The sequence below is a fragment of the Amycolatopsis sp. NPDC049691 genome, assembly GCF_040675005.1.
In the GTDB taxonomy this organism is placed as follows: Bacteria; Actinomycetota; Actinomycetes; order Mycobacteriales; family Pseudonocardiaceae; genus Amycolatopsis.
Genome location: NZ_JBFANX010000025.1, coordinates 125,586 through 144,906, shown reverse-complemented (window position 1 = coordinate 144,906; position 19,321 = coordinate 125,586). Strand labels below are relative to the sequence as shown.

Here is a 19,321-nt window from a genome sequence, read left to right as displayed (position 1 = left end):
GACCTCGACTTCGCGGCGGGCGGGCTGACGAGCCCCCTCACCGCGAGCCTGCTGGCGCGCGGCTACGCGGTCGGCTGACCGCCCTGAACACTCACGACCGAGCCAGCCACTCCTCGCGGGTGATGGCGTACTCGACCTCGCCGTGCTCGCTGCCGGGGGCGCGCTCGTGCTCCGGGAACTCCTCGGAGTACGAGCGGATGAACCGCATCCCCAGTTTCTCCATCACCCGGCGCGACGGCTTGTTCACCGCCATGGTGGACGCCGTCACGCGGGTGACCCCCAGTTCGGTGAAGCCCTTGGCGAGCAGGGCCGCCGAGCCTTCGGTTCCGTAGCCCTTGCCCCACGCCTTCCGGTGCAGCCGGTACCCCAGTTCCGGCTCGTCGGGCGGGTCGTGCGGGCGCGGGCGGAAATGGAACCACCCCAGGAAATCGCCGGTGCTCTTCTCGATCGCCGCCCAGAACCCGTAACCGGGGAAACGCTCGTAGTAACCGAGGAACGCGGGGAGATCCAGGGTGACGATCTCGGTGCGGTCCGCCGGCCGTCCCCCATTGAGGTACTTCATCACGGCCGGGTCGTCGTAGAGCTCGAAGAGTGCGTCGGCGTCGTTCTCGGTGAACCGGCGGAAGATCAGGCGCTCGGTTTCGAGGAATACGTGCATCGGGTGATGCTGGCAGTAACCCCAGTGCGTGGCAACGCGATTACGCGGCGACGGCGAGGACCTCGCCCAGCGCCAGCGAGCCGGCCTCGGTGAGGACGGCGGGGACGCGCTCGCCGCACTTGCCGGGGCTGGCGGGTGCGATCAGGCCGAGCCGCGCGAGACGGTGCACGGTGGACTGGTCGCAGCAGCTCAGGCCGTCGATGAACAGGTCGGGCTCGCAGCTGCAGCTGATCTCGGCGTGGCCCTCGGCCACGGCTCTCAACGTGGCCCGCTCACGGTGGTTCAGTTCGGTGATCATGGCGGAGCCTCCTTCCCGTCGTGACCCATTAGACCGCCGACCACCGACAGTTTTCGCCTCTCAGCGTGCGAACAGGGGGATTTCGAGGGTTTCACTTAGGGGTGTGTCGCGTCCTTTCCGGGTGATACCCCGGGATACCCCGGGGCGAGCGGTTCAATCGTCGTCTTGCGCAGGTGCCGGAAAACGATCGACGTGCGGAAGCCGACGATCTCCCGGCGCAACGCCAGCCGGTCGGCGAGAAACGCGTGGAGCGCGTCGATGTCCGGGGTCGTGACTTCGATCAGGAAATCGTCACTCCCCGCGGTCACGTACACCGAGAGCACCTCCGGCAGTTCCGCGATCGAGCGCTGGAACTCGTCGATGACGGCCCGGCTCAACGGCCGCACCTGCGCCGCGACGAGCGCCCGAACGCCGCGGTTGAGGCTCGGCAGGTCGATGTCGGCGTGGTAGCCGCGGATCACGCCGCGTTCGCGCAGCAACCGGATGCGCTCGAGGCACGTCGAGGGCGCGATGCCGACCTTCCTGGCGATGTCCCGGTTGGTCTGGCGCGCGTCCTCCTGCAGGTGCCGCACGATCGCCGAATCAAGTTCGTCCAGCACCGCGTCCTCCGCGTCGTCGCCGAATTTCGTTCGGCGGTGCGCCGGTACCGCCGATGTTCACTCTAACTTCGGTCGGTATGACCGCACATGAGCAGCTCGTAGCCCGTCGAGGCCGTCGATCCGGCGTCACCACCATGGTCGCGATCCATTCGACCGCGCTCGGCCCCGCCGTCGGCGGCTGCCGCTTCAAGCCCTACGCCACGCTCGACGAAGCCGTCGGCGACGTCCTGCGCCTGTCCGAGGCCATGACGGCGAAGTGCGCCGTCGCGGGGCTCGCGTTCGGTGGCGGCAAGAGCGTCATCGCGCCGGAGCCCGGGCGCGTCCTGTCGCCCGAGGAGCGCCGGGACGTCCTGCTCGACCACGCCGACCTGATCGCCGACTTCGGCGGCACCTACCTGGCCGGGCCGGACGTCGGCACCGGCCCGGCCGACATGCTGGTGCTGCGCGAGGTCTCGGCGTTCGCGTTCTGCACGCCCGAGTCGGCGGGCGGAACCGGTTCCTCCAGCGGCCCGACGGCGGTGGGCGTGCTCGCCGCGCTCCGGGCGGCGCTCGGCACGGCGGACGTGACCGGCCGCCGGGTGGTGATCAGCGGCTACGGCTCGGTCGGCGCCCACCTCGCGGCGAGCCTGCACGCCGGCGGCGCCGACGTCGTGGTGTCCGACATCGACCCGGCCAAGCGGGCCGGCGCGGAGAGCCAGGGCCTGACGTGGGCCGAGCCGGAGAAAGCGCTCACGCTGACGGCCGACGTGCTGATCCCGGCGGCGGTCGGCGGCGTGCTGAGCCCCGAAACGGTGGCCCGCCTCGACACGCCGCTGGTCGTCGGCCCGGCGAACAACCAGCTGACCGACGCCGGCGTCGCGGACGAACTGGCGGCGCGCGGGATCCTGTGGGTCCCGGACTACGTGGCGAGCGCGGGCGGGATCCTGTACACGCTGTCCCGCGAGGCGGAGGGCCTCGACCACGAAGCCGCGCTGGCCCGCGTCGAGACGATCGAGCGGACGGTCCGGGACCTGTTGACCGCGGCGAAGGCCAACGCGACCACCCCGCTGCAGGAGGCGGCCGCGCTGGCCGGACGTCGGCTCACTTCTGGTGCGGCGCCACGTACTCCTTGGCCTCCGGTGCCTCGAACAGCGGCTTGACGTACTTGACGCCGCCCTCGGCCGACGCGTCCGGGGTGGCCGCGTACACCTGGCGCGTCGCCGGCGTTCCCGGCTTCGAGAAGTCGAGCGCCGCGACCAGGTTGTCCGTGTTCGCCGATGTCGTCTGCTTCAGCGCCGCGGAGATGCCGTCGCGGGTGAGGTCCTTGTTCTCGCACGCCTTCTTCAGCACCGCGCCCCACACTTCGCCCACCGCGTAGCCGTACGGGACCCCGCCGTTCGGGGTTTCCTTGTACGCCGCCTTGTACTTCGCCGCGACATCCTTGGCCTTCGGCAGATCCGCCGAGAACGGCACGCTGCTCGCGACGACCGTGAGCTTGTCCAGCGCGCCCGCGGCGGGGCTCTTCAGCAGCGCCGGGTCGAACGTCGGGTTGTTGCCCAGCACCGGCACGTTCAGCCCGAGCGCCTTGTTCGCCGCGACCGCCGACCCGGTCTGGGCGGGCGTGGTGGTCAGTGCGATCAGCTTGACCCCGGCGCCCTTGAGGCCGGTGACGACGTTCGTGAGGTCGCTGTCGGTCGAGGTGATCTTCACTTCCTTGACCGTCAGGTTGTGCTTCTTCGCGTAGAACTGCGAGCCGCGCAGGCCGTTCTTGCCGTACTCGCCGTCGATGTAGACGTGCCCGATCGTGTCGCCGTCCTTGAGCAGCCCCTGCTCCTGCAGGTACGAGAGGCCGTCGATCATCTCCACGTCGTAGGTGGTGCCGACGATCATCACGTACGGGTTGTCCAGCAGCTCCGAGGACCACGACGCGGGCGCGGCGACGGCCTTGTCGGTGGCCAGGTTCTGCTTCAGCGCGGCCACCACCGGCGAGCCGAGCAGCTGCACGAACCCGAGCACCTTCGGCTCGATCTGCGGGTACAGCGTCTTCGCCGTGTCGGCCTTGTAGCCGTGGTCGACCTCTTCGAGCTTGACCTGGCGCCCGCAGACGCCGCCGGCGGCGTTGAAGTCCTTGGCCCACAGCTCGTTGCCCTGCGTGACGCCGAGGCCGAGGTTCTTGAAGACGCCGGACTTGTCGGTCATCACGCCGAGCGTCACCTCGCTCGCCGTGACCCCCTTGCCGGTCTTGACGCCGGAGCTGTCCGCGCCCGAGGAGCCCGAGTCGCCCGCTTTCGTGCTGCACGCGGAGAGGAAGACGACGGCCGCCAGCGCCGCCGCCAGGTGTGTGCGTTTCATGGTTCCTCCGGGGGTTGACGGCGAGAACGGGTGATCCGGCGGCCGATCGCGGCGAGCCCGCCCGGCTCGAACAGCACTACGAGGATGATCGCGGCGCCGTAGACGAACGAGCTGACCAGGATCGGGGTCAGCGCGCCGTCGCCGGTGCCGGAGAACCAGCCCAGGTCGGCCGAGTACAGGGCGAGGACCTGCGGCAGCCCGTTGACGATCAGCGCGCCGACCAGCGCGCCGGGGACCGAGCCGAGCCCGCCGATGATGACCATCGCGAGGTAGGCGATGGACACGTTGATGCCGTACGTGCCGTATTCGCTCTCGTCCGGCTTGAGGATGTCGAACCACAGCACGGTCATCGCGCCGGCGAGGCCGCCGTAGGCCGACGAGACGGCGAACGCGCCCGCCTTCGCGCGCAGCACGCTGACGCCCATCACCGCGGCCGCGGCCTCGTTGTCGCGCACCGCCCGCCACGAGCGGCCGACGCGACCGCGGACGGCACCGCGCGCGATCACGAACGCCAGCACGGTCAGCAGCAGGAACAGGTACCACGTGCGTTCGGCCTGCCGGATCGGCACGCCGAGCAGGGTGATTTCGGGGCTGTCGCCCGCGAACGGGAAGCCGAACAGCGAGAACGGCGCCGGCGCGCGCCCGGTCGACGTCCCGCCGGTCAGCTCCTCCGCGGACTGTCCGAAGTAGAGGCCGAGGAACACCAGGGCCAGCGAGGCGACGCCGAGGTAGATCCCGCGCAGCCGGCCGGCGACCGGCGCGAAGGCCAGGCCCAGCAGGGCCGCCACGACGACCGCGCCGAGCAGCGACAACCCCGGGTCGAGGCCGAAACCGACCACGCGGTCGTCGCCGGTCGGTCCGGACAGGACGGTGTAGGCGGTGCCGCCGGCGAGCAGGAAGAACGCGTGGGCCAGGGAAAGCTGCCCGGCCTGCCCGACCACCAGGGTCAGCCCGATCGCGCCGACCGCGCCGATCATCATGTACTGCCCGGCTTTCAGCCAGGCGGCGTCGAGGTAGAGCGGCAGGGCGAGCAGGACGACCAGGAGGGCGAGCCAGGCCGCGGTCCGCACGAGCTTCCCCCAGTCGCGGCGCGGCGGCGGCGTCGCCGCGACCGCCGGTCGGCTGTCCACTTCGGACACGGCGCTGTCAGACACGGGTTCGCTCCCTCGTGCCGAACAGGCCCGAGGGCCGCACCACCAGGACCACCAGCATCACCAGGAACACCGCGCTCTTGGAGAAGTCGAACGAGACGTACTGCGCGGACAGCGCTTCCACGATCCCGACGACCAGGCCGCCGACCACCGCGCCCGCCGTCGAGTCGAGGCCGCCGAGGATCGCCGCGGGGAACGCGGCCAGCGCGATCGAGTGCGTCCCGCGCGACAGCCCGGCGCCGGAGAAGTCCTGTGTCGCGATGAACAGCACGGCCACCCCGGCCAGCAGCCCCGCGACCAGCCAGGCGGTCGCGGTGACCCGCGAACTGCGGATGCCCATCAGCGCGGCGGCCTCGCGGTTCTCCGCCTGCGCCCGCATGGCCACGCCCCAGTTCGAGTACTTGAAGGCCAGCCAGAACGCCGTGATGAGCACCGCGGCCACCACGAGCGCGACCAGGTGCGTGCGGAACAGCGTGATCCCGCCCAGCTGGAACGGCTTCGCGTCCCAGGCGTCGCCGAGGAAGGGCAGCGTGACGCCGAGGCGGCGGACGATCTCCTCGGTGACGATCACGTCGACGCCGATGGTGAGCAGCGCCAGGCTGTTCGCGTCGGCGTGCCGGGACCGCGACAGCAGCAGCCGCTCGACGACCAGGCCGAGCACCCCCGCCGAGACGATGCCGACCAGCGACGCGCCCACCCAGCCCAGCGCGTCCCGCGTCACGACGACGAGGTAGCCGCCGAAGAGCACGAGCGAGCCGTGCGCGAAGTTGACCACCTCGGTGGCCTTGAAGATGATCACGAACCCCAGCGCGAGCAACGCGAACACCGCGCCCTTGCCGAGGCCGTTGACCGTGAGCTGCAGGAAGGTGTTCACGCCGCCTCCGTGCCCAGGTAGGCCTTGATGACGTCCGGGTCGGCCTGGACCTGCGCCGGCGTGCCGTCGGCGATGCGGCGGCCGAAGTCGAGCACCGTCACGCGGTCGGCGATGCCCATCACCAGGCCCATGTCGTGCTCGACGAGCAGGATCGAGATGCCCAGCTCGGCGCGGATCCCGCTGATGGTGCCGGCCAGCTCCGCGGTCTCGGCCGCGTTCATCCCGGCCGCGGGCTCGTCGAGCAGGAGCAGCACCGGCTCGACGGCGAGCGCGCGGGCCAGGTCGACGCGCTTGACGACGCCGTAGGGCAGCGCGCCCACCGGGGCGTCGACGACCGCCCCGAGGCCGAGGAACGCGCAGATCTCGCGGGCGCGTTCGGCGTGCCGCCGTTCGGCGCGGACCGTCCACGGCAGCCGCAGCCCGACCTCGAGGAACCCGCCGCGGGTCAGCGCGTGCCTGCCGAGCATGACGTTGTCCAGCACGGTCGAGCCCACCGACAGCGCGGCGTTCTGGAACGACCGGCCGACGCCGAGGCGGGCGAGCTTGTGCGGCGCGAGCCCGGTGAGGTCGGTGTCCCCGAGCCGCACGCGCCCGGCGTTGGCCCGGTAGAGGCCGCTGATCACGTTGAAGCAGCTGGACTTCCCGGCGCCGTTGGGCCCGATCAGCGCGTGCAGCGACCCGGGCGCGACGGTGAAGCTCACTTCGTCGAGTGCCCGGATGCCGCCGAACCGCAGGGAAACGTTCTCGACACGCAGTTCCGGCGGCGTCATCCGGCCCACCTCGACAGCGTCCGGCCGGCCAGCTGCTTGCGCGCCTGCTCGGCTTCCGCGTCCGCGGTCTCCTGCGACTCGGCGTGCCCGCCGAGGTACAGCCGCCGGACGTCCTCGCTGGCGGCCAGCTCGGCGGCCGTCCCGGCCAGCGCCACCCGGCCGACCTCCAGCACCACGGCGTGGTCGGCGACGTTCAGCGCCATCACGGCGTTCTGCTCGACCAGCACCACGGCGGTGCCCTGCTCGTGGATCTCCCGGATGGTCCGGCCGATCTGTTCGACGATCTTCGGCGCGAGTCCGAGCGACGGCTCGTCGAGCAGCAGCAGCTTCGGCGCGGACATCAGCGCCCGGCCGATCGCGAGCATCTGCTGTTCGCCGCCGGACAGGAGGCCGGCCCGCTGCTTGGCGCGTTCGTTGAGGACGGGGAACAGCTCGTCGACCCGCGCGCGTGCTTCGGTCCGCTCGGCGGCGGTCCGGGCGCCGATGCCGCCGGCCCGCAGGTTCTCCTCGACGGTCATCCGCGCGAAGACCTGCCGCCCCTCGGGCACGCCGACGACGCCGAGCCGGACGATCCGAGCGGGGTCGAGCTTGCCGAGCGCGTGGCCGTCGTAGCGGATCTCGCCGGCGTCGACGGCTCCCCGGTGCATCCGGAGCGTGCCCGAGACGGCCCGCAGCAGGGTGGACTTCCCGGCGCCGTTGCTGCCGAGCACGGCGAGGACGCCGTCGGCGGAAACGTCGAGGTCGACGCCGTGCAGGGCGGGGGTCGACCGGCCGTAGCGCACCCGCAGGCCACGCACGGTCAGCACGGACTCGCTCCAGGACGCAAGAGGCCTCCTCCACTCGTGTGACGTGAGTCACGGTCGGTGGCGGTCATCCTGCGTTCGGCGGGAGTGATCCGATACCCCCACGTGGAGACCCCGCGGGCTACGAAACGGACACGGCGGAGCGGAGGGCGGCCAGGACCTCGGGGGAAGTCGTGCATTCGCCCAGCCGGACCGGCTTGCGGTCGCCGTGGAAGTCGCTCGATCCCGTCGCGAGCAGCCCCAGGCCCGCGGCCACTTCCCGGAGCCGGGCGCGGACGTCGGGTGCCTGCTCCGGGTGGTCGGCCTCGATCCCGGCGAGCCCGGCCGAAGCGAGCGCGGCCAGCTGCGAGTCGGAGACCGAAGCCCGCCGCTTGACCGACCGCGGGTGCGCCAGCACCGCGACCCCGCCTGCCGCGCGGACCAGCGCGATCGCGTCCACAGTGGACAGGACGTGTTTCGGCACGTCCGCCCGGCCGCCGTCGGCGATCCAGTCGGCGGTGAAGGCGTCGGTGATGCCCACCGCGGCCAGCGCCGCCGCGATGTGCGGGCGCCCGAGCGGCGCGCCCGCGGCGATCTCCCGCACCCGCGCGAGGCTGATCGGCGCGCCCAGCTCCCGGCAGCGCTCGACCATCCGCACCGCGCGCCGCTCCCGGTCGGTGCGGATCAGCTCCAGCTCGGCCGCCAGCGGGGCGAACAGCGGGTCGACGAAGAGGCCGAGCAGGTGCACCTCGGCGTCGTCGAGCCGGCACGAGATCTCGACGCCGGGGACGATCTCGATGTCCGAGGCGGCGGTGGCGGCCGCCAGGCCCGCGAAGGTGTCGTGGTCGGTGAGGGCCAGCACGGTCAGCCCGGCTTCGGCGGCCAGCCGGGGCAGCTCCGAAGGCGGCGTCGTCCCGTCGGAGGCCGTGCTGTGCGCGTGCAGGTCGATGGTCACCCGGCCGAGGATCTCACAGCAGCCCGGCCTCGCTGGCCTTCCCGATCGCCTCGACGCGGTTGCGCGCGCCCAGCTTGTGCAGCGCCGACTGCAGGTACGTCTTGACGGTGTTGCGCGCGAGTCCCGTCGACTCCGCGATCTCCGGGTTCGTCTGGCCCTGCGCGGCCAGCCGCAGCACCTCGTACTCGCGGCGGGTCAGGCCGCTGCGGGCCAGCGCGTCCGACCGCCGGCCGGCGTCGGGCAGGATCCGCGGGTCGACGACGCGCTCGCCGCGCAGCACCCGCCGCAGCTCGGTCACCAGCTGCGCGCCGGCGGCGTCCTTGAGCAGGCACCCGTGCGCCCCCGACTCCAGTGCGGCCAGCACGCCCTGGTGGTCGCCGTGCGCGGTGAACACGACGATCTTGCCGTCCGGGTGCACCCGGCGCAGCTCGGTGACGACCTCCGGCGCGAGCATGTCCGGCAGGCGCAGGTCGAGCAGGATCACGTCCGGCGCCAGCGCCGCGACCCGCTCGATCGCCAGCCGCCCGGACTCCGCGGAGCCGACCACGCTCAGGCACGGGTCCGAGCGCAGCAGCAGCGTCACGCCGTCGCGGACCACCGGGTGGTCGTCGACGACGAACACGGTCGCGGGCGTCGTGGGGGTCACCGTCGCACCAGCGGCACCCACGCGCGCAGCGTGCAGCCGTCGTCCTCGTCCCGGACCAGGCTGATCCGCCCGCCGAGCCGCAAGGCCCTCCCGCTCAGCGTCCGCAGGCCCATCCCGGTGCCCGGGACCGGCTCGCCGCCGGTGCCGTCGTCGGCGACGACCACCTGGACGCCGTCTTCGCTGGGCAGCAGGCTGACGATCACCGACGACGCCCCCGCGTGCTTCTCGACGTTGAGCAGCCCTTCGCGCACCGCGGCGACCAGCAGCGCGGTCCGTTCGGCGTCCAGCGGCGGCACCGCCGCGAGCTGCACGAACCGGGCCGGGACGCCGCAGCGGGCCTGGAACGAGCGGCAGTGCTCGGCCAGCTCCACCGGCAGCGCCCGCTCCGGGCTCGACTCCGACAGCGCCAGCAGCGACTCCCGCAGCGCGCCGGCCGCCGCCGAGACGTCGCCCTCCAGCCGGCGCAGCCGCGCCTCCAGCGCGGGGTTGCCGTGGGCGTCGGCGTGCAGGTCGCGCACCTGGACGCCGATGGAGAACAGCAGCGCGCCGACCGAGTCGTGCAGCGCGCTCTGCATCCGCAGGCGTTCGCCGGCCACCGCGGCCGTCCGGTCGGTCTCGGCGACCTTAGCCAGCTGCAACGCCGTCCCGGCCTCGCAGGCGACCTCCTCCATCCGCCGGACGGCGTCGTCGCCGAAGTCGGCGGGCTCGCGCATGGCCGCGTAGGCGATGGCGACGGTTTCGCCGCGCGCGACGATCGGGACGGCGAGCATCGCGGCCAGGCCTTCGCCGCGCACCTGGGCGTCGAACTGGTGGGTGATCGCGGGCGAGCTGACGTAGTCGGTGACCCGCACCGGGCGGCCCAGTGCCAGCACCCGCCCGCCGATGCCCTGGCCGACGGGCACTTCGAGGTCCTGCAGCGAGTCGGTCCGGGTGCCCGACATCCAGCGGATCACCGCCAGCCCCGGCTGGTCGAGCTCGGCGACGAACCCGGCCTTCGCCCCGACGGTCTCCCGGACCAGGCGCGCGGTCCCGTGCAGCGCGGCGACGCGGTCGAGCGTGCCGAGCAGCTTCTCCCGCTCGCGCAGCAGCTCGCCCAGCACGGCGCTGTACTCGGCGACGTGCTCTTTCGCCGTCACGCGCCCACGATCGCACACGGACTGTGGTTTCGGACATACCCGGCTGGAGAGGTACGGGAGCGCCCGGTCGACTTGAATGGGGTCGTGGAGATCCTCACCGACGCCGCCACGCTCGCGCTGTACACGACCGACGCGTCCAACTACCGGCACGTGCCCCGCGGGGTCGTGCTGCCGGAGAGCGTCGACGACGTCGTCGCCGCGGTGGCGGCCGCCCGAGACCGTGACCTGCCGGTGATCGCCCGCGGTGGCGGCACGAGCGTCGCCGGGAACGCGTGCGGGCCGGGCCTGGTGATCGACACCTCCCGCCACGTCGGCGGCGTGCTCTCGCTGGACCCGGCCACGCGGCTCGCCCGCGTGCTGCCCGGGACCGTGCTCGACGACCTGCAGGCGGTCGCGGCGCCGCACGGGCTGCGGTTCGGGCCGGACCCGTCGACACACAGCCGCTGCACCATCGGCGGGATGATCGGCAACAACGCCTGCGGGTCGCACTCGGTGGCGTGGGGGCGCACGGTCGACGTCGTCCGCTCGCTGGACGTGCTGCTCTACGACGGCACGCGGCTGCGGGTGGGCCGGGACGAGCCCACCGAGGGCCGGATCTTCGACGAGCTGCGCGCGCTCGTGCGCGACAACCTGGCGTTGCTGCGCAAGGAACTTTCGACGTGGCCGCGGCGCGTGTCCGGCTACGGGCTGGAACACCTGCTGCCGGAGAACGGGTTCGACGTCGCGAAGGCACTCGTCGGCTCGGAGGGCACCTGCGTCACCGTGCTCGAAGCGGAGGTCGAGCTGGCGGAGCTGCCCCGGCGCCGGGTGCTGGCGGTGCTGGGCTTTCCGTCGGACATCGCCGCCGCGGACGCCGTGCCGGCCATCCTGCCGTGGTCGCCGCTGACCGTCGAAGGCGTGGACGCCGAGCTGGTCGCGATGCTGCCCGGCCGCGCGGGCGACCTGCCGCCGGGCGGGGCGTGGCTGTTCGTCGAGCTGGCGGGGGACGACCCCGCTTCGCGCGCAAGGGACCTGGCCGCGTCCCTGGAGCTGACCGGCTTCACGATCGTCGACGACCCCGCCGCGCAACGCGGGCTGTGGCGCATCCGCGAGGAGGGCGCGGGGCTGGCGACCCGGCTCGCGGACGGCTCGGAAGCCTGGCCCGGCTGGGAGGACGCCGCCGTCCCGCCCGAACGGCTCGGCGCGTACCTGCGCGAGTTCAAGGACCTCATGCGGGCGCACGGCCGGCGCAGCGTCGTCTACGGCCACTACGGCGAAGGCTGCCTGCACCTGCGGCTGGACTTCGATCTGCTGTCCGGTTCCGGCGTGGCGGACTTCCGGCGGTTCCTGGAGGAGGCGGCGGACCTCGTGGCCGCGCACGGCGGATCGCTCTCCGGCGAGCACGGCGACGGTCAGGCGCGGTCGGAGCTGCTGTCCCGGATGTACAGCCCGGAGATGCTGGCCGTCTTCGCCCGGTTCAAGGCGATCTTCGACCCGGCGGGCCGGATGAACCCCGGCATCCTGGTGGCGCCGCGGGCGATCGACGCGGACCTGCGCGTCCGGGCCACGTCGAAGTCCTTTGAGGACAGCGTGTTCCTCGGCTACCCGGAGGACCGGGGGAGTTTCGGCCAGGCGATGCGGCGCTGCGTCGGCGTGGGGAAGTGCCGCAACACCAGCGGCGGCGGCGTGATGTGCCCGAGCTACCGCGCCACCCGCGAAGAGCAGCACTCGACGCGGGGGCGCGCCCACTTGCTCGCCGAGATGATCAACGGCGAGGTCGTCACCGACGGCTGGCGCTCGTCCGAAGTGCACGACGCCCTGGATTTGTGCCTGTCCTGCAAGGGATGCCTGTCGGACTGCCCGGTCGACGTCGACATGGCGACGTACAAGGCGGAGTTCCTGCACCAGCACTACCGGCGGCGGCTGCGACCGGCGTCGCACTACTCGATGGGCTGGCTGCCGCTGTGGCTGCGGGTCAGCGCGCGGATGCCGCGGCTGGCCAATCTGGTGGGACGGTCCCGCCTGGCGGGTCTGGTGAAACGGCTCGGCGGGATCGCGCCGGAGCGTTCGCTGCCCTCGTTCGCCCCTTCGCCGTTCACGTCGTCGCGGGCGGATCTCCGGCGGAAGGCGTCGGGGGAGCGCCGGGTCGTGTTGTGGCCGGACTCGTTCAACAACTACCTGACGCCGTCGGTGCTGGAGGCCGCCCACGAAGTCCTGACGGCGGCGGGCTACGACGTCGTGCTGCCGGACCGCGGAGTCTGCTGTGGACTGACGTGGGTGTCGACGGGCCAGCTCGGCGTCGCGCGCCGCGTCCTGGAGCGGACGCTTTCCGTGCTGGCGCCGTACCTCGAGGAAGGCTACGAGGTGGCGGGGCTGGAACCGAGCTGCACGGCGCTGTTCCGCGGCGATCTCCCGGCACTCATGCCCGGCGACGCGCGCGCGGAACTGCTGGCGTCTCGGACGTTCACGTTCGCGGAGCTGCTGGCGCACGCACCGATCCCGTTCGCGGCCTTGGACGTCGACGCGATCACCCAGGTCCACTGCCACCAGCACGCGGTCCTCGGTTTCGGCGCGGACGAGTCGGCCCTCGCGGCGGCCGGGGTGCGCAACACGACGCTGGACTCGGGGTGCTGCGGTCTGGCGGGCAACTTCGGCTTCGAACGCGGCCACTACGCGGTGTCGAAGGCGGTGGCGGAGGACCGGATGCTCCCGGCGATCCGCGCGGCGGCTCCGGAGACGATCGTGGTTTCCGACGGCTTCAGCTGCCGGACCCAGATCGAGCAGGAGTCCGGGCGCCGGCCGGTGCACCTGGCCGAGCTACTGCGCCGCGCGTTGCCCTGAGCCCCACCAGGCGGTCGCGAGGGCGTCGAGGGTCGGTTCCGATGGCGCGGGTCGATCGACCGCCCGTAACCGTCCAGGGAGCGGCGTAGGAGGTCGCCGTCGGCGCGCGAGACGAACAGGCCGACCGCGACGAAGTCGTACTCCGCCGCGCCGCGCATCGCGGGCTCGAAGTCGAACACGCCAGCGATGCGGCCTTCGGCGATCATGACGTGCTCGCGCATGAACTCCGTGTGCAGCGGCACGACCGGGGGCGTCCCGAGGTCGACGGCGTCGAGGAACGCCGGGATCTGCTTGATCCAAGCCTCGTCCAGGCCGGTCTTCCGGTGGTGCTCCACGACCTTTTCGCGTTGCGCCGCCACGAACTCCGCCCAGTCCGCGGGCGCCAGGGCGGCCAGCCGCGGGTCGTCGACCGCGTGCAGGGTGGCCAGCAGCTCGCCCAGCTCGCGCACCAGCCGCCGGCTGTCCTCTGTGGACAGTGCGGGCCACGCCTCGGCGAGCGTCCGCCCGGGCAGGCGTTCCATGAGCAGCCAGGCCCAGCCGTCCCGCTCGCCCGCGTCCTTCACCGCCGGCGTCGGCAGGGTGCCGTGCAGTGCTTCGAGGACCGTGCGCTCGGTCGCGCTCTCGGCGCGGTACACCGGCGGGTACCGCTTGAGCACCAGGTCGTCCCGACGGCGTACACCGGCAGCGAACCCTCGGCGAACGGGACGACGTCGGCCCGCCCCAGGAGGGTGGTGACGGCGGGGAGCAGCGCCGCGCGGGTGAGCGCGCGAAACTCCGCCTCGGTCGCCGCGGACGGGAAGGTCGCCATGACCCCGACCGTAGGGCGGGTGTCGAGCGGTTATTCCGTGCGCTCCAGCAGCGTCCTGGTCGCGGTGACGACGAGCCGGCAGATGTCGTCGGGGTCCGCGCTGGCCAGCGGTTCCTTGCCGCTGACCTCGCGGACCAGCGCGATCCCCATCAGCCAGGCGAGCGCGAGGTCCGCGCGCAGCTCGGCGTCCGGGGCGTCGGTCAGCGTGGCCAGCACGCGCGCGTACTCCTCGCCGATCTCCTGGCGGATCGCGGCGGCGGCGCCGTCGCTGCCCGAGGAGCGCAGGTAGGTTTCGAGCGTCCGGTTCCGCGGCCCCTCGGGGGCCAGCATGCTGCGCAAGGACGCGCTGAACAGCCGCTCGGGCGGCGTGCCGGCCAGCTGCTCGCGCCCGTCACGGGCGATCACCGCTTCGAACAGCGCTTCCTTGCTGCCGAAGTAGCGGAACAGCAGCGCCTGGTTGACCCCCGCCTCGCCCGCGATGTCGCGCACCGTGGTCCGGTCGAAGCCGCGCTCGGCGAACAGCTTCGCGGCGGCGTCCAGCAACGCCTGCTGCGTCGCCGCCGCGTCCCGCCGCCGGCCGGCCTGTTCCGTCATCGGTGCAGGCTAACCCGGCAAACGGGACGCGGCGCGGCGGCCCTAGGCGCCGGTGACCCGGATCGCCGCGGCCGGGCAGGTCAGCTCGGCCTGGCGGACCGCGTCCTCCTCGCCCGCCGCCGGTTCCGCGGCGAGGAGGACGACCGTGCCGGAGTCCTCGTCCTGGTCGAACGTCCCCGGCGCGAGCAGGACGCACTGTCCGGACGCGACGCAGGCTTCGGTGTCGGCGGTGATCTTCACGGGGCTCACCACGTCACCGGAACGGCGTCGACCCCGCCGGCGACGCGGTTGACGCGCACCGGGATCTCGTCGATCCCGGTCGCCAGCCGCAGGCCGGGGAACCGGCGGAACAGCTTGGGGAACACCGTCCGCAGCTCGGTCCGGGCGAGGTTCGCGCCGATGCAGACGTGCGCGCCGGTGCCGAAGGCCAGGTGGACGTTCGGCGTGCGGCCCGGGTCGAACTCGTCCGGGTCGGCGAACACCGACGCGTCGCGGTTGGCCGCGTCGCTGGAGATGAGCACGGCGTCGCCGCGCCGGATCCGCGTGCCGGCGATCTCGACGTCCTCGTGGGCGTAGCGCAGCAGGCCGGTGCCGCTGGTCGCGGTCAGCCGCAGGATCTCCTCGACCGTCTGGTTGACCTCGCCGTCGGGGTCGGCGGCGAAGCGGTCGCGGCGGGCGGTGTCGCTGAGCAGGAACAGCGTGCCCATCGCGATCCGGGTGGACGTCGTCTCGTGGCCGGCGAACAGCAGGCCCGCGCCCATCCGCGCGAGGTCGTCGTCGGTGAACGCCGGGTCGTCGGCCTGCACGGCGACCATGTCGGAAATGACGTCCTGTTGCGGGTCCGCGCGCTTCGCCTCGGCCAGCTTCAGCATGTAGGCCTTGAACTCGGCCATCGCCGCCTGCGCGTCCTCGCCGCCGTCCATCAGCGCGATCCGCTCGGACAGGCCGCGGAAGTGCTCGCGGTCGGCGTAGGGCACGCCGAGCAGCTCGCAGATCACCAGTACCGGCAACGGAAAGGCGAGGAAATCGGTGAGGTCGACCGGTTCGCCGGGGTTCGCGTCGTGGGCGGCCTGCAGGTCGTCGAGGCAGCGGTCGGTCAGCTCGGCGATCCGGTCGCCGAGGGCGCGCATGCGGGGCGCTGAGAACGCGGGCGCGAGCATCCGGCGCATCCGCTTGTGCTCGGCCTCTTCGGTTTCGAAGTCCCCGCTCGGGCCGTCCTGGATCGCGGCGTTCGAGATCCGCGACGCCTGCTCGGGCGCGGGGTGCGATCGGCCGAAGCGCCTGTCGCGGAACACTTCCTTGGCCTCTTCGTACGACGTCACCAGCCACGCCGGATCACCGGCCGGGGTCAGCACCCGGCTGATCGGCGCCCGGCTGCGGAGTGCTTCGTAGTCCGGGGCGATGGCGAGCGCGTTCGCCCGGGCGAACGGGAGGCGAGGCGTCTCTTCGGTGGTGGTCATGCGTCTCTCCTCAGTTCGGTTTCGAGGTCGGCGAGCCAGCGGAGCTCGGCGTCGAGCCGGCCGATGGCGTGGTTCAGCGCCGTGCGGCCCCACGGGTCGGCCTGCTCGGCGGCGAGCGCGGTGAGCCGCGCGTGCTCGGCGGTGAGCGCGCGTTTTCGCACGTCGAGCACGCGGGCGCGCTCAGCCGCGGACAGCCGGCTGAAGCTGCCGACGCGCGCGAGGAACTCCTCCGCGCTGAGCGCCAGCTCGGCCGGGAAGTCCGCGAGCATGTCGTGCAGCAGCTCCCGCCCGACGTCGGTGATCGTGTAGACGTGCCGCGGTGGTTTGGCCTCCTGCTCCTCCGCGCTGCGGCTCACCGCGCCGGCGTCGACGAAGCGCCGCAGGGTCGGGTAGAGCGAGTTGTTCGACAAGGTGTGCCCGGTCGACGCTTCGACCGCTTTGCGCAGCTCGTAGCCGTGCATCGGTTCGCGGTCCAGCCTCGACAGCAAGAGGATCTCGATCCACACCTAGGTCACCGTAACCTAGTATTCGGTGACCGGGCAATGGCGGATCGTGACAGGTGGGAAGAAACTGTGTAGCGTTGTAAGCAGCTGCTTACAACCGAGCACGGGGGTTCCGCATGACCGTCACCCACACCGAGCCGCTCTCGTACCCCTTCAACGAGGAGGCGGGCCTCGACCTCAACGAGGCCTACGCGGCGGCCCGCGAAGCCGAGGGCATGGTCCGGGTCAAGATGGCGTACGGGGAGCCGGCGTGGCTGGCCACCCGCTACGCCGACGCCCGGCTCGTGCTCGGCGACCGCCGGTTCTCGCGGGCGATGGAAAAGGAGAAGGACGCGCCGCGCCGCTCGCCCGTGCAGCGCGAGGGCGGCATCCTGCAGATGGACCCGCCCGACCACACGCGGCTGCGCACGCTGGTGGCCAAGGCGTTCACCATGCGCCGCGTCGAGCTGCTCCGCCCGCGCGTCGCTTCCCTGGCCTCGGGCCTGATCGCGGACATGAAGGCCGCCGGCCCGCCCGCCGACCTCGTCGACCGCTACGCGCTGCCGATCCCGGTCGCGGTGATCTGCGAGCTGCTCGGCGTCCCGGTCGCCGACCGGCCGAAGTTCCGCGTCTGGAGCGACGCCGCGCTGTCCACCAGCGGACTGACACCGGAGGAGTTCGAGCGCAACCGCGAAGAGCTGCGCGACTACATGCGCGGCCTGATCGCCGAGCACCGGGCGCAGCCCCAGGACGATCTGATGACGGCGCTGATCGAGGCGCGCGACACGCGCGACCGGCTCACCGAACTGGAGCTGGTCGACCTGTGCGTCGGCATCCTCGTCGCCGGCCACGAGACCACCGCGAGCCAGATCCCCAACTTCGTCTACGCGTTGCTCGACCAGCCCGGCCAGTGGCAGCGGCTGGTCGACGACCCGGACCTGATCCCGGCGGCCGTCGAGGAACTGCTGCGGTTCGTGCCGCTGGGCGCCGGCGCCGGCTTCGCGCGCTACGCGACCGAAGACGTCGAGGTCGGCGGGGTGCTCGTGAAGGCGGGGGAGCCGGTGCTGGTGGCGGTCGGCGCGGCCAACCGCGACCGGCTGCAGTTCGACGACGCCGACAAGCTGCGGTTCGACCGCGGCGACATCCACCACCTCGGCTTCGGCCACGGCGTCCACCACTGCCTGGGCGCGCCGCTGGCCCGGCTCGAGCTGCAGGAGGCGCTGCGCGCGTTGGTCACCGAGCTGCCCGGCATCCACCTGGCCGGCGATATCGTGTGGAAGACGCAGATGCTCGTCCGCGGACCGCGGTCGATGCCGATCGGATGGTGAGCATGACCTGGCACGTGGAAGTCGACGAACACACCTGCATCGGCTCGGGGATGTGCGCCGCGCTGATGCCGGAGGTGTTCGTCCTGGAGGGCGCGGTCGCGCAGACGGCGGTACCGGACGTGGAAGCCGACGAGACGGTGCTGGACGCGGCGGACTCGTGCCCGGCGATGGCGATCACGGTGACCGACGGCGGCCGCGAGATCGGCCCGCGTCCCTAGGGCGCGAAGCGGCCGTGTTCGGTGACCACGGCCGTGACGAGCTCGTACGGGGTGACGTCGAACGCGGGGTTGAAGACGTGCGCTCCCTCCGGCGTGGTCGGGGTGCCGGCGTAGGCGGTGAGTTCGCGGGCGTCGCGCTCTTCGATGGCGATGCCCGCGCCCGTCTCGAGGGTGTTGTCCACAGTGGACGAAGGGGCGACGACGACAAACGGCACCCCGTGGTGCTTCGCGGCGATGGCGAGGCCGTAGGTCCCGATCTTGTTGGCGACGTCGCCGTTGGCGGCGATCCGATCGGCCCCGACGAGCACGCAGTCGACCATCCCCCTGGCCATGGCGGCCGCGGCGGCGCCGTCGGGCTGGACGCGGTAGGGGATCCTTTCCTGGGCGAGTTCCCACGCCGTCAGCCGGGCGCCCTGGAGGAGCGGGCGGGTCTCGTCGACGAGGACTTCCTCGACGAGCCCGCGCTCGTTCAGGTGCCAGACGACACCGAGGGCGCTGCCCCACCCGACGGTGGCGAGCCGCCCGGCGTTGCAGTGGCTGAGCAGCCTCAGCGGCCGGCGCGGGCACGCTCCGAGGACGACTTCGGCGGCGTGCTTCGAGGCGGCCTTGTTGAGTTCTTCGTCCTCGGCGAGCAAGGCCATCGCTTCCGCCAGGACGGCGTCGGCGCCTTGGCCGAGTTTCGCGAGGGCGCGCTCGACGCCCCAGGCGAGGTTGACGGCGGTGGGCCGGGCGGTGGCGATCAGCCGGGCATCGGCCTCGACGTCCCCGCCGGTCCGGGCCGCGAGGGCGACCCCGAGGGCACCGGCGGCCCCGAGGGCGGGCGCCCCGCGGACGGCGAGCCGCTTGATGGCGTCGACGAGCTCACCGACGGTTCGCAGGTGCAGCAGCCGGAACTCCCCGGGCAAGGCGGTCTGGTCGATGACGACGACGGCGCCACCGTCCCAGTCGATGGTCCTGCGCACGTGCCCTCCCTGGCTAATCGGGTTGCGCGCCCGGCGAAGATGCGGTGGTGACCATTGAACGGCAGAACCCGCCCGGCCTGCACACCCCACCGGGCTACCACCACGTGGTGTCGGTGACGGCGGGACGCACGGTGTACCTGGCGGGCCAGTGCCCGCTGAAGCCGGACGGCACGGTGGCAGAGGGGTTGCTGCCCCAGGTCGACCAGGTAGCGGCCAACACGGCGGAGGCGTTGAAGTTCGCGGGAGCCACGCCGGCGGACGTGGTCCGAACGGTGATCTACGTGGCAACGAACGACCGCTCGAAGCTGGCCGAGGTATGGGACCGGTTGACGGGTTCGGAGATCGCCGAGGCATTCACCTCGGCAAGCACGCTGCTGGGGGTGGCCCAGCTGGGGTTCGAAGGTCAGCTGGTGGAACTGGACGTAACGGCAGCTCTGGACTGAGAGGGC

General features: G+C 72.4%; 21 protein-coding genes and 1 pseudogene. 5 read left to right on the top strand and 17 right to left on the bottom strand.

Going from position 1 to position 19,321, the window contains the following annotated elements:
- Positions 1-91: 91 nt before the first annotated feature.
- From AB0J40_RS40055 to AB0J40_RS40045, 3 genes are all read right to left on the bottom strand, one after another.
- Positions 92-658 carry a GNAT family N-acetyltransferase gene (locus AB0J40_RS40055; RefSeq protein WP_364464516.1) on the bottom strand — a complete coding sequence of 189 codons (567 nt, stop codon included), beginning with the start codon at positions 656-658 and terminating at the stop codon, positions 92-94.
- Positions 659-698: 40 nt separating this feature from the next.
- Positions 699-956: a hypothetical protein gene (locus tag AB0J40_RS40050; protein WP_364464514.1), complete on the bottom strand. Its 258-nt coding sequence runs from the start codon at positions 954-956 to the stop codon at positions 699-701.
- A 95-nt stretch (positions 957-1,051) separates the two neighbouring features.
- On the bottom strand, positions 1,052-1,552 hold the full coding sequence (locus AB0J40_RS40045; RefSeq protein ID WP_364464521.1) for an Lrp/AsnC family transcriptional regulator: 501 nt from the start codon (positions 1,550-1,552) through the stop codon (positions 1,052-1,054).
- An 80-nt stretch (positions 1,553-1,632) separates the two neighbouring features.
- On the opposite strand from AB0J40_RS40045, the gene AB0J40_RS40040 reads away from it, so the two are divergent.
- Complete coding sequence (locus tag AB0J40_RS40040; RefSeq protein WP_364464512.1) at positions 1,633-2,694, top strand: Glu/Leu/Phe/Val dehydrogenase dimerization domain-containing protein; 1,062 nt, start codon at positions 1,633-1,635, stop codon at positions 2,692-2,694.
- Here the strand turns inward: AB0J40_RS40040 and AB0J40_RS40035 are convergent.
- The 8 genes from AB0J40_RS40035 to AB0J40_RS40000 all read right to left on the bottom strand — a co-directional run bounded on the left by AB0J40_RS40035 (position 2,636) and on the right by AB0J40_RS40000 (position 10,200).
- Entirely contained in the window at positions 2,636-3,886 is a 1,251-nt protein-coding gene (locus AB0J40_RS40035) for an ABC transporter substrate-binding protein (RefSeq protein ID WP_364464510.1), read from the bottom strand. The genes AB0J40_RS40040 and AB0J40_RS40035 overlap by 59 nt on opposite strands.
- Positions 3,883-5,040 (bottom strand): branched-chain amino acid ABC transporter permease, encoded by a 1,158-nt coding sequence (locus AB0J40_RS40030; RefSeq protein ID WP_364464508.1) that lies wholly within the window; start codon positions 5,038-5,040, stop codon positions 3,883-3,885. The genes AB0J40_RS40035 and AB0J40_RS40030 overlap by 4 nt, the downstream gene beginning before the upstream one ends.
- Positions 5,033-5,911 (bottom strand): branched-chain amino acid ABC transporter permease, encoded by an 879-nt coding sequence (locus AB0J40_RS40025; protein WP_364464506.1) that lies wholly within the window; start codon positions 5,909-5,911, stop codon positions 5,033-5,035. The genes AB0J40_RS40030 and AB0J40_RS40025 overlap by 8 nt, the downstream gene beginning before the upstream one ends.
- Positions 5,908-6,681: an ABC transporter ATP-binding protein gene (locus AB0J40_RS40020; protein WP_364464504.1), complete on the bottom strand. Its 774-nt coding sequence runs from the start codon at positions 6,679-6,681 to the stop codon at positions 5,908-5,910. Before AB0J40_RS40020 ends, AB0J40_RS40025 begins: the two co-directional genes overlap by 4 nt.
- The gene (locus AB0J40_RS40015; RefSeq protein WP_364464502.1) at positions 6,678-7,487 is read right to left on the bottom strand and encodes an ABC transporter ATP-binding protein; all 810 of its coding nucleotides are present in this window, start codon (positions 7,485-7,487) and stop codon (positions 6,678-6,680) included. The genes AB0J40_RS40020 and AB0J40_RS40015 overlap by 4 nt, the downstream gene beginning before the upstream one ends.
- A 118-nt stretch (positions 7,488-7,605) precedes the next feature.
- Entirely contained in the window at positions 7,606-8,418 is an 813-nt protein-coding gene (locus tag AB0J40_RS40010) for a PHP domain-containing protein (RefSeq protein ID WP_364464500.1), read from the bottom strand.
- Between the two features lie 13 nt (positions 8,419-8,431).
- Positions 8,432-9,064: a response regulator transcription factor gene (locus AB0J40_RS40005; protein WP_364464498.1), complete on the bottom strand. Its 633-nt coding sequence runs from the start codon at positions 9,062-9,064 to the stop codon at positions 8,432-8,434.
- Entirely contained in the window at positions 9,061-10,200 is a 1,140-nt protein-coding gene (locus AB0J40_RS40000) for a GAF domain-containing protein (protein WP_364464496.1), read from the bottom strand. The genes AB0J40_RS40005 and AB0J40_RS40000 overlap by 4 nt, the downstream gene beginning before the upstream one ends.
- An 84-nt stretch (positions 10,201-10,284) precedes the next feature.
- Here AB0J40_RS40000 and AB0J40_RS39995 point away from each other — a divergent pair, with 84 nt between their 5' ends.
- Complete coding sequence (locus AB0J40_RS39995) at positions 10,285-13,020, top strand: FAD-binding and (Fe-S)-binding domain-containing protein (protein ID WP_364464494.1); 2,736 nt, start codon at positions 10,285-10,287, stop codon at positions 13,018-13,020.
- A 113-nt stretch (positions 13,021-13,133) separates the two neighbouring features.
- On the opposite strand, the pseudogene AB0J40_RS39990 reads toward AB0J40_RS39995, so the two are convergent.
- The 5 genes and pseudogenes from AB0J40_RS39990 to AB0J40_RS39970 all read right to left on the bottom strand — a co-directional run.
- A pseudogene (locus AB0J40_RS39990) lies at positions 13,134-13,655 on the bottom strand (aminoglycoside 3'-phosphotransferase/choline kinase family protein); the annotation flags it as partial.
- Positions 13,656-13,858: 203 nt separating this feature from the next.
- Positions 13,859-14,422, bottom strand: a complete 564-nt coding sequence (locus tag AB0J40_RS39985) for a TetR family transcriptional regulator (RefSeq protein WP_364464492.1) — start codon at positions 14,420-14,422, stop codon at positions 13,859-13,861.
- 42 nt (positions 14,423-14,464) lie between these two features.
- Positions 14,465-14,662 carry a ferredoxin gene (locus AB0J40_RS39980; protein WP_364464490.1) on the bottom strand — a complete coding sequence of 66 codons (198 nt, stop codon included), beginning with the start codon at positions 14,660-14,662 and terminating at the stop codon, positions 14,465-14,467.
- 5 nt (positions 14,663-14,667) lie between these two features.
- The gene (locus AB0J40_RS39975) at positions 14,668-15,882 is read right to left on the bottom strand and encodes a cytochrome P450 (RefSeq protein WP_364464488.1); all 1,215 of its coding nucleotides are present in this window, start codon (positions 15,880-15,882) and stop codon (positions 14,668-14,670) included.
- The gene (locus tag AB0J40_RS39970) at positions 15,879-16,388 is read right to left on the bottom strand and encodes a PadR family transcriptional regulator (RefSeq protein ID WP_364464486.1); all 510 of its coding nucleotides are present in this window, start codon (positions 16,386-16,388) and stop codon (positions 15,879-15,881) included. The genes AB0J40_RS39975 and AB0J40_RS39970 overlap by 4 nt, the downstream gene beginning before the upstream one ends.
- A gap of 113 nt (positions 16,389-16,501) precedes the next feature.
- Here AB0J40_RS39970 and AB0J40_RS39965 point away from each other — a divergent pair, with 113 nt between their 5' ends.
- Positions 16,502-17,692: a cytochrome P450 gene (locus AB0J40_RS39965; protein WP_364464484.1), complete on the top strand. Its 1,191-nt coding sequence runs from the start codon at positions 16,502-16,504 to the stop codon at positions 17,690-17,692.
- A gap of 2 nt (positions 17,693-17,694) precedes the next feature.
- Positions 17,695-17,910, top strand: coding sequence for a ferredoxin (locus AB0J40_RS39960; protein ID WP_364464482.1), 216 nt, complete (start codon positions 17,695-17,697; stop codon positions 17,908-17,910).
- On the opposite strand, the gene mtnA is transcribed toward AB0J40_RS39960, so the two are convergent.
- Positions 17,907-18,872, bottom strand: coding sequence for an S-methyl-5-thioribose-1-phosphate isomerase (mtnA, locus tag AB0J40_RS39955; RefSeq protein WP_364464480.1), 966 nt, complete (start codon positions 18,870-18,872; stop codon positions 17,907-17,909). The two genes, AB0J40_RS39960 and mtnA, sit on opposite strands and share 4 nt — an antisense overlap.
- Positions 18,873-18,919: 47 nt before the next feature.
- Between mtnA and AB0J40_RS39950 the strand changes: the two genes are divergently transcribed.
- A complete protein-coding gene (locus AB0J40_RS39950; RefSeq protein WP_364464478.1) occupies positions 18,920-19,315 on the top strand; it encodes a RidA family protein in 396 nt (131 codons plus the stop codon).
- Positions 19,316-19,321 lie beyond the last annotated feature (6 nt).

Excerpts from the sequence above, each read along its gene's own strand:
- AB0J40_RS40055 (WP_364464516.1), bottom strand. The coding sequence starts at position 658 with ATGCACGTATTCCTCGAAACCGAGCGCCTGATCTTCCGCCGGTTCACC.
- AB0J40_RS40050 (WP_364464514.1), bottom strand. The coding sequence starts at position 956 with ATGATCACCGAACTGAACCACCGTGAGCGGGCCACGTTGAGAGCCGTG.
- AB0J40_RS40040 (WP_364464512.1), top strand. The coding sequence starts at position 1,633 with ATGACCGCACATGAGCAGCTCGTAGCCCGTCGAGGCCGTCGATCCGGC.
- AB0J40_RS40035 (WP_364464510.1), bottom strand. The coding sequence starts at position 3,886 with ATGAAACGCACACACCTGGCGGCGGCGCTGGCGGCCGTCGTCTTCCTC.
- AB0J40_RS40020 (WP_364464504.1), bottom strand. The coding sequence starts at position 6,681 with ATGACGCCGCCGGAACTGCGTGTCGAGAACGTTTCCCTGCGGTTCGGC.
- AB0J40_RS39985 (WP_364464492.1), bottom strand. The coding sequence starts at position 14,422 with ATGACGGAACAGGCCGGCCGGCGGCGGGACGCGGCGGCGACGCAGCAG.
- AB0J40_RS39975 (WP_364464488.1), bottom strand. The coding sequence starts at position 15,882 with ATGACCACCACCGAAGAGACGCCTCGCCTCCCGTTCGCCCGGGCGAAC.
- AB0J40_RS39965 (WP_364464484.1), top strand. The coding sequence starts at position 16,502 with ATGACCGTCACCCACACCGAGCCGCTCTCGTACCCCTTCAACGAGGAG.
- AB0J40_RS39960 (WP_364464482.1), top strand. The coding sequence starts at position 17,695 with ATGACCTGGCACGTGGAAGTCGACGAACACACCTGCATCGGCTCGGGG.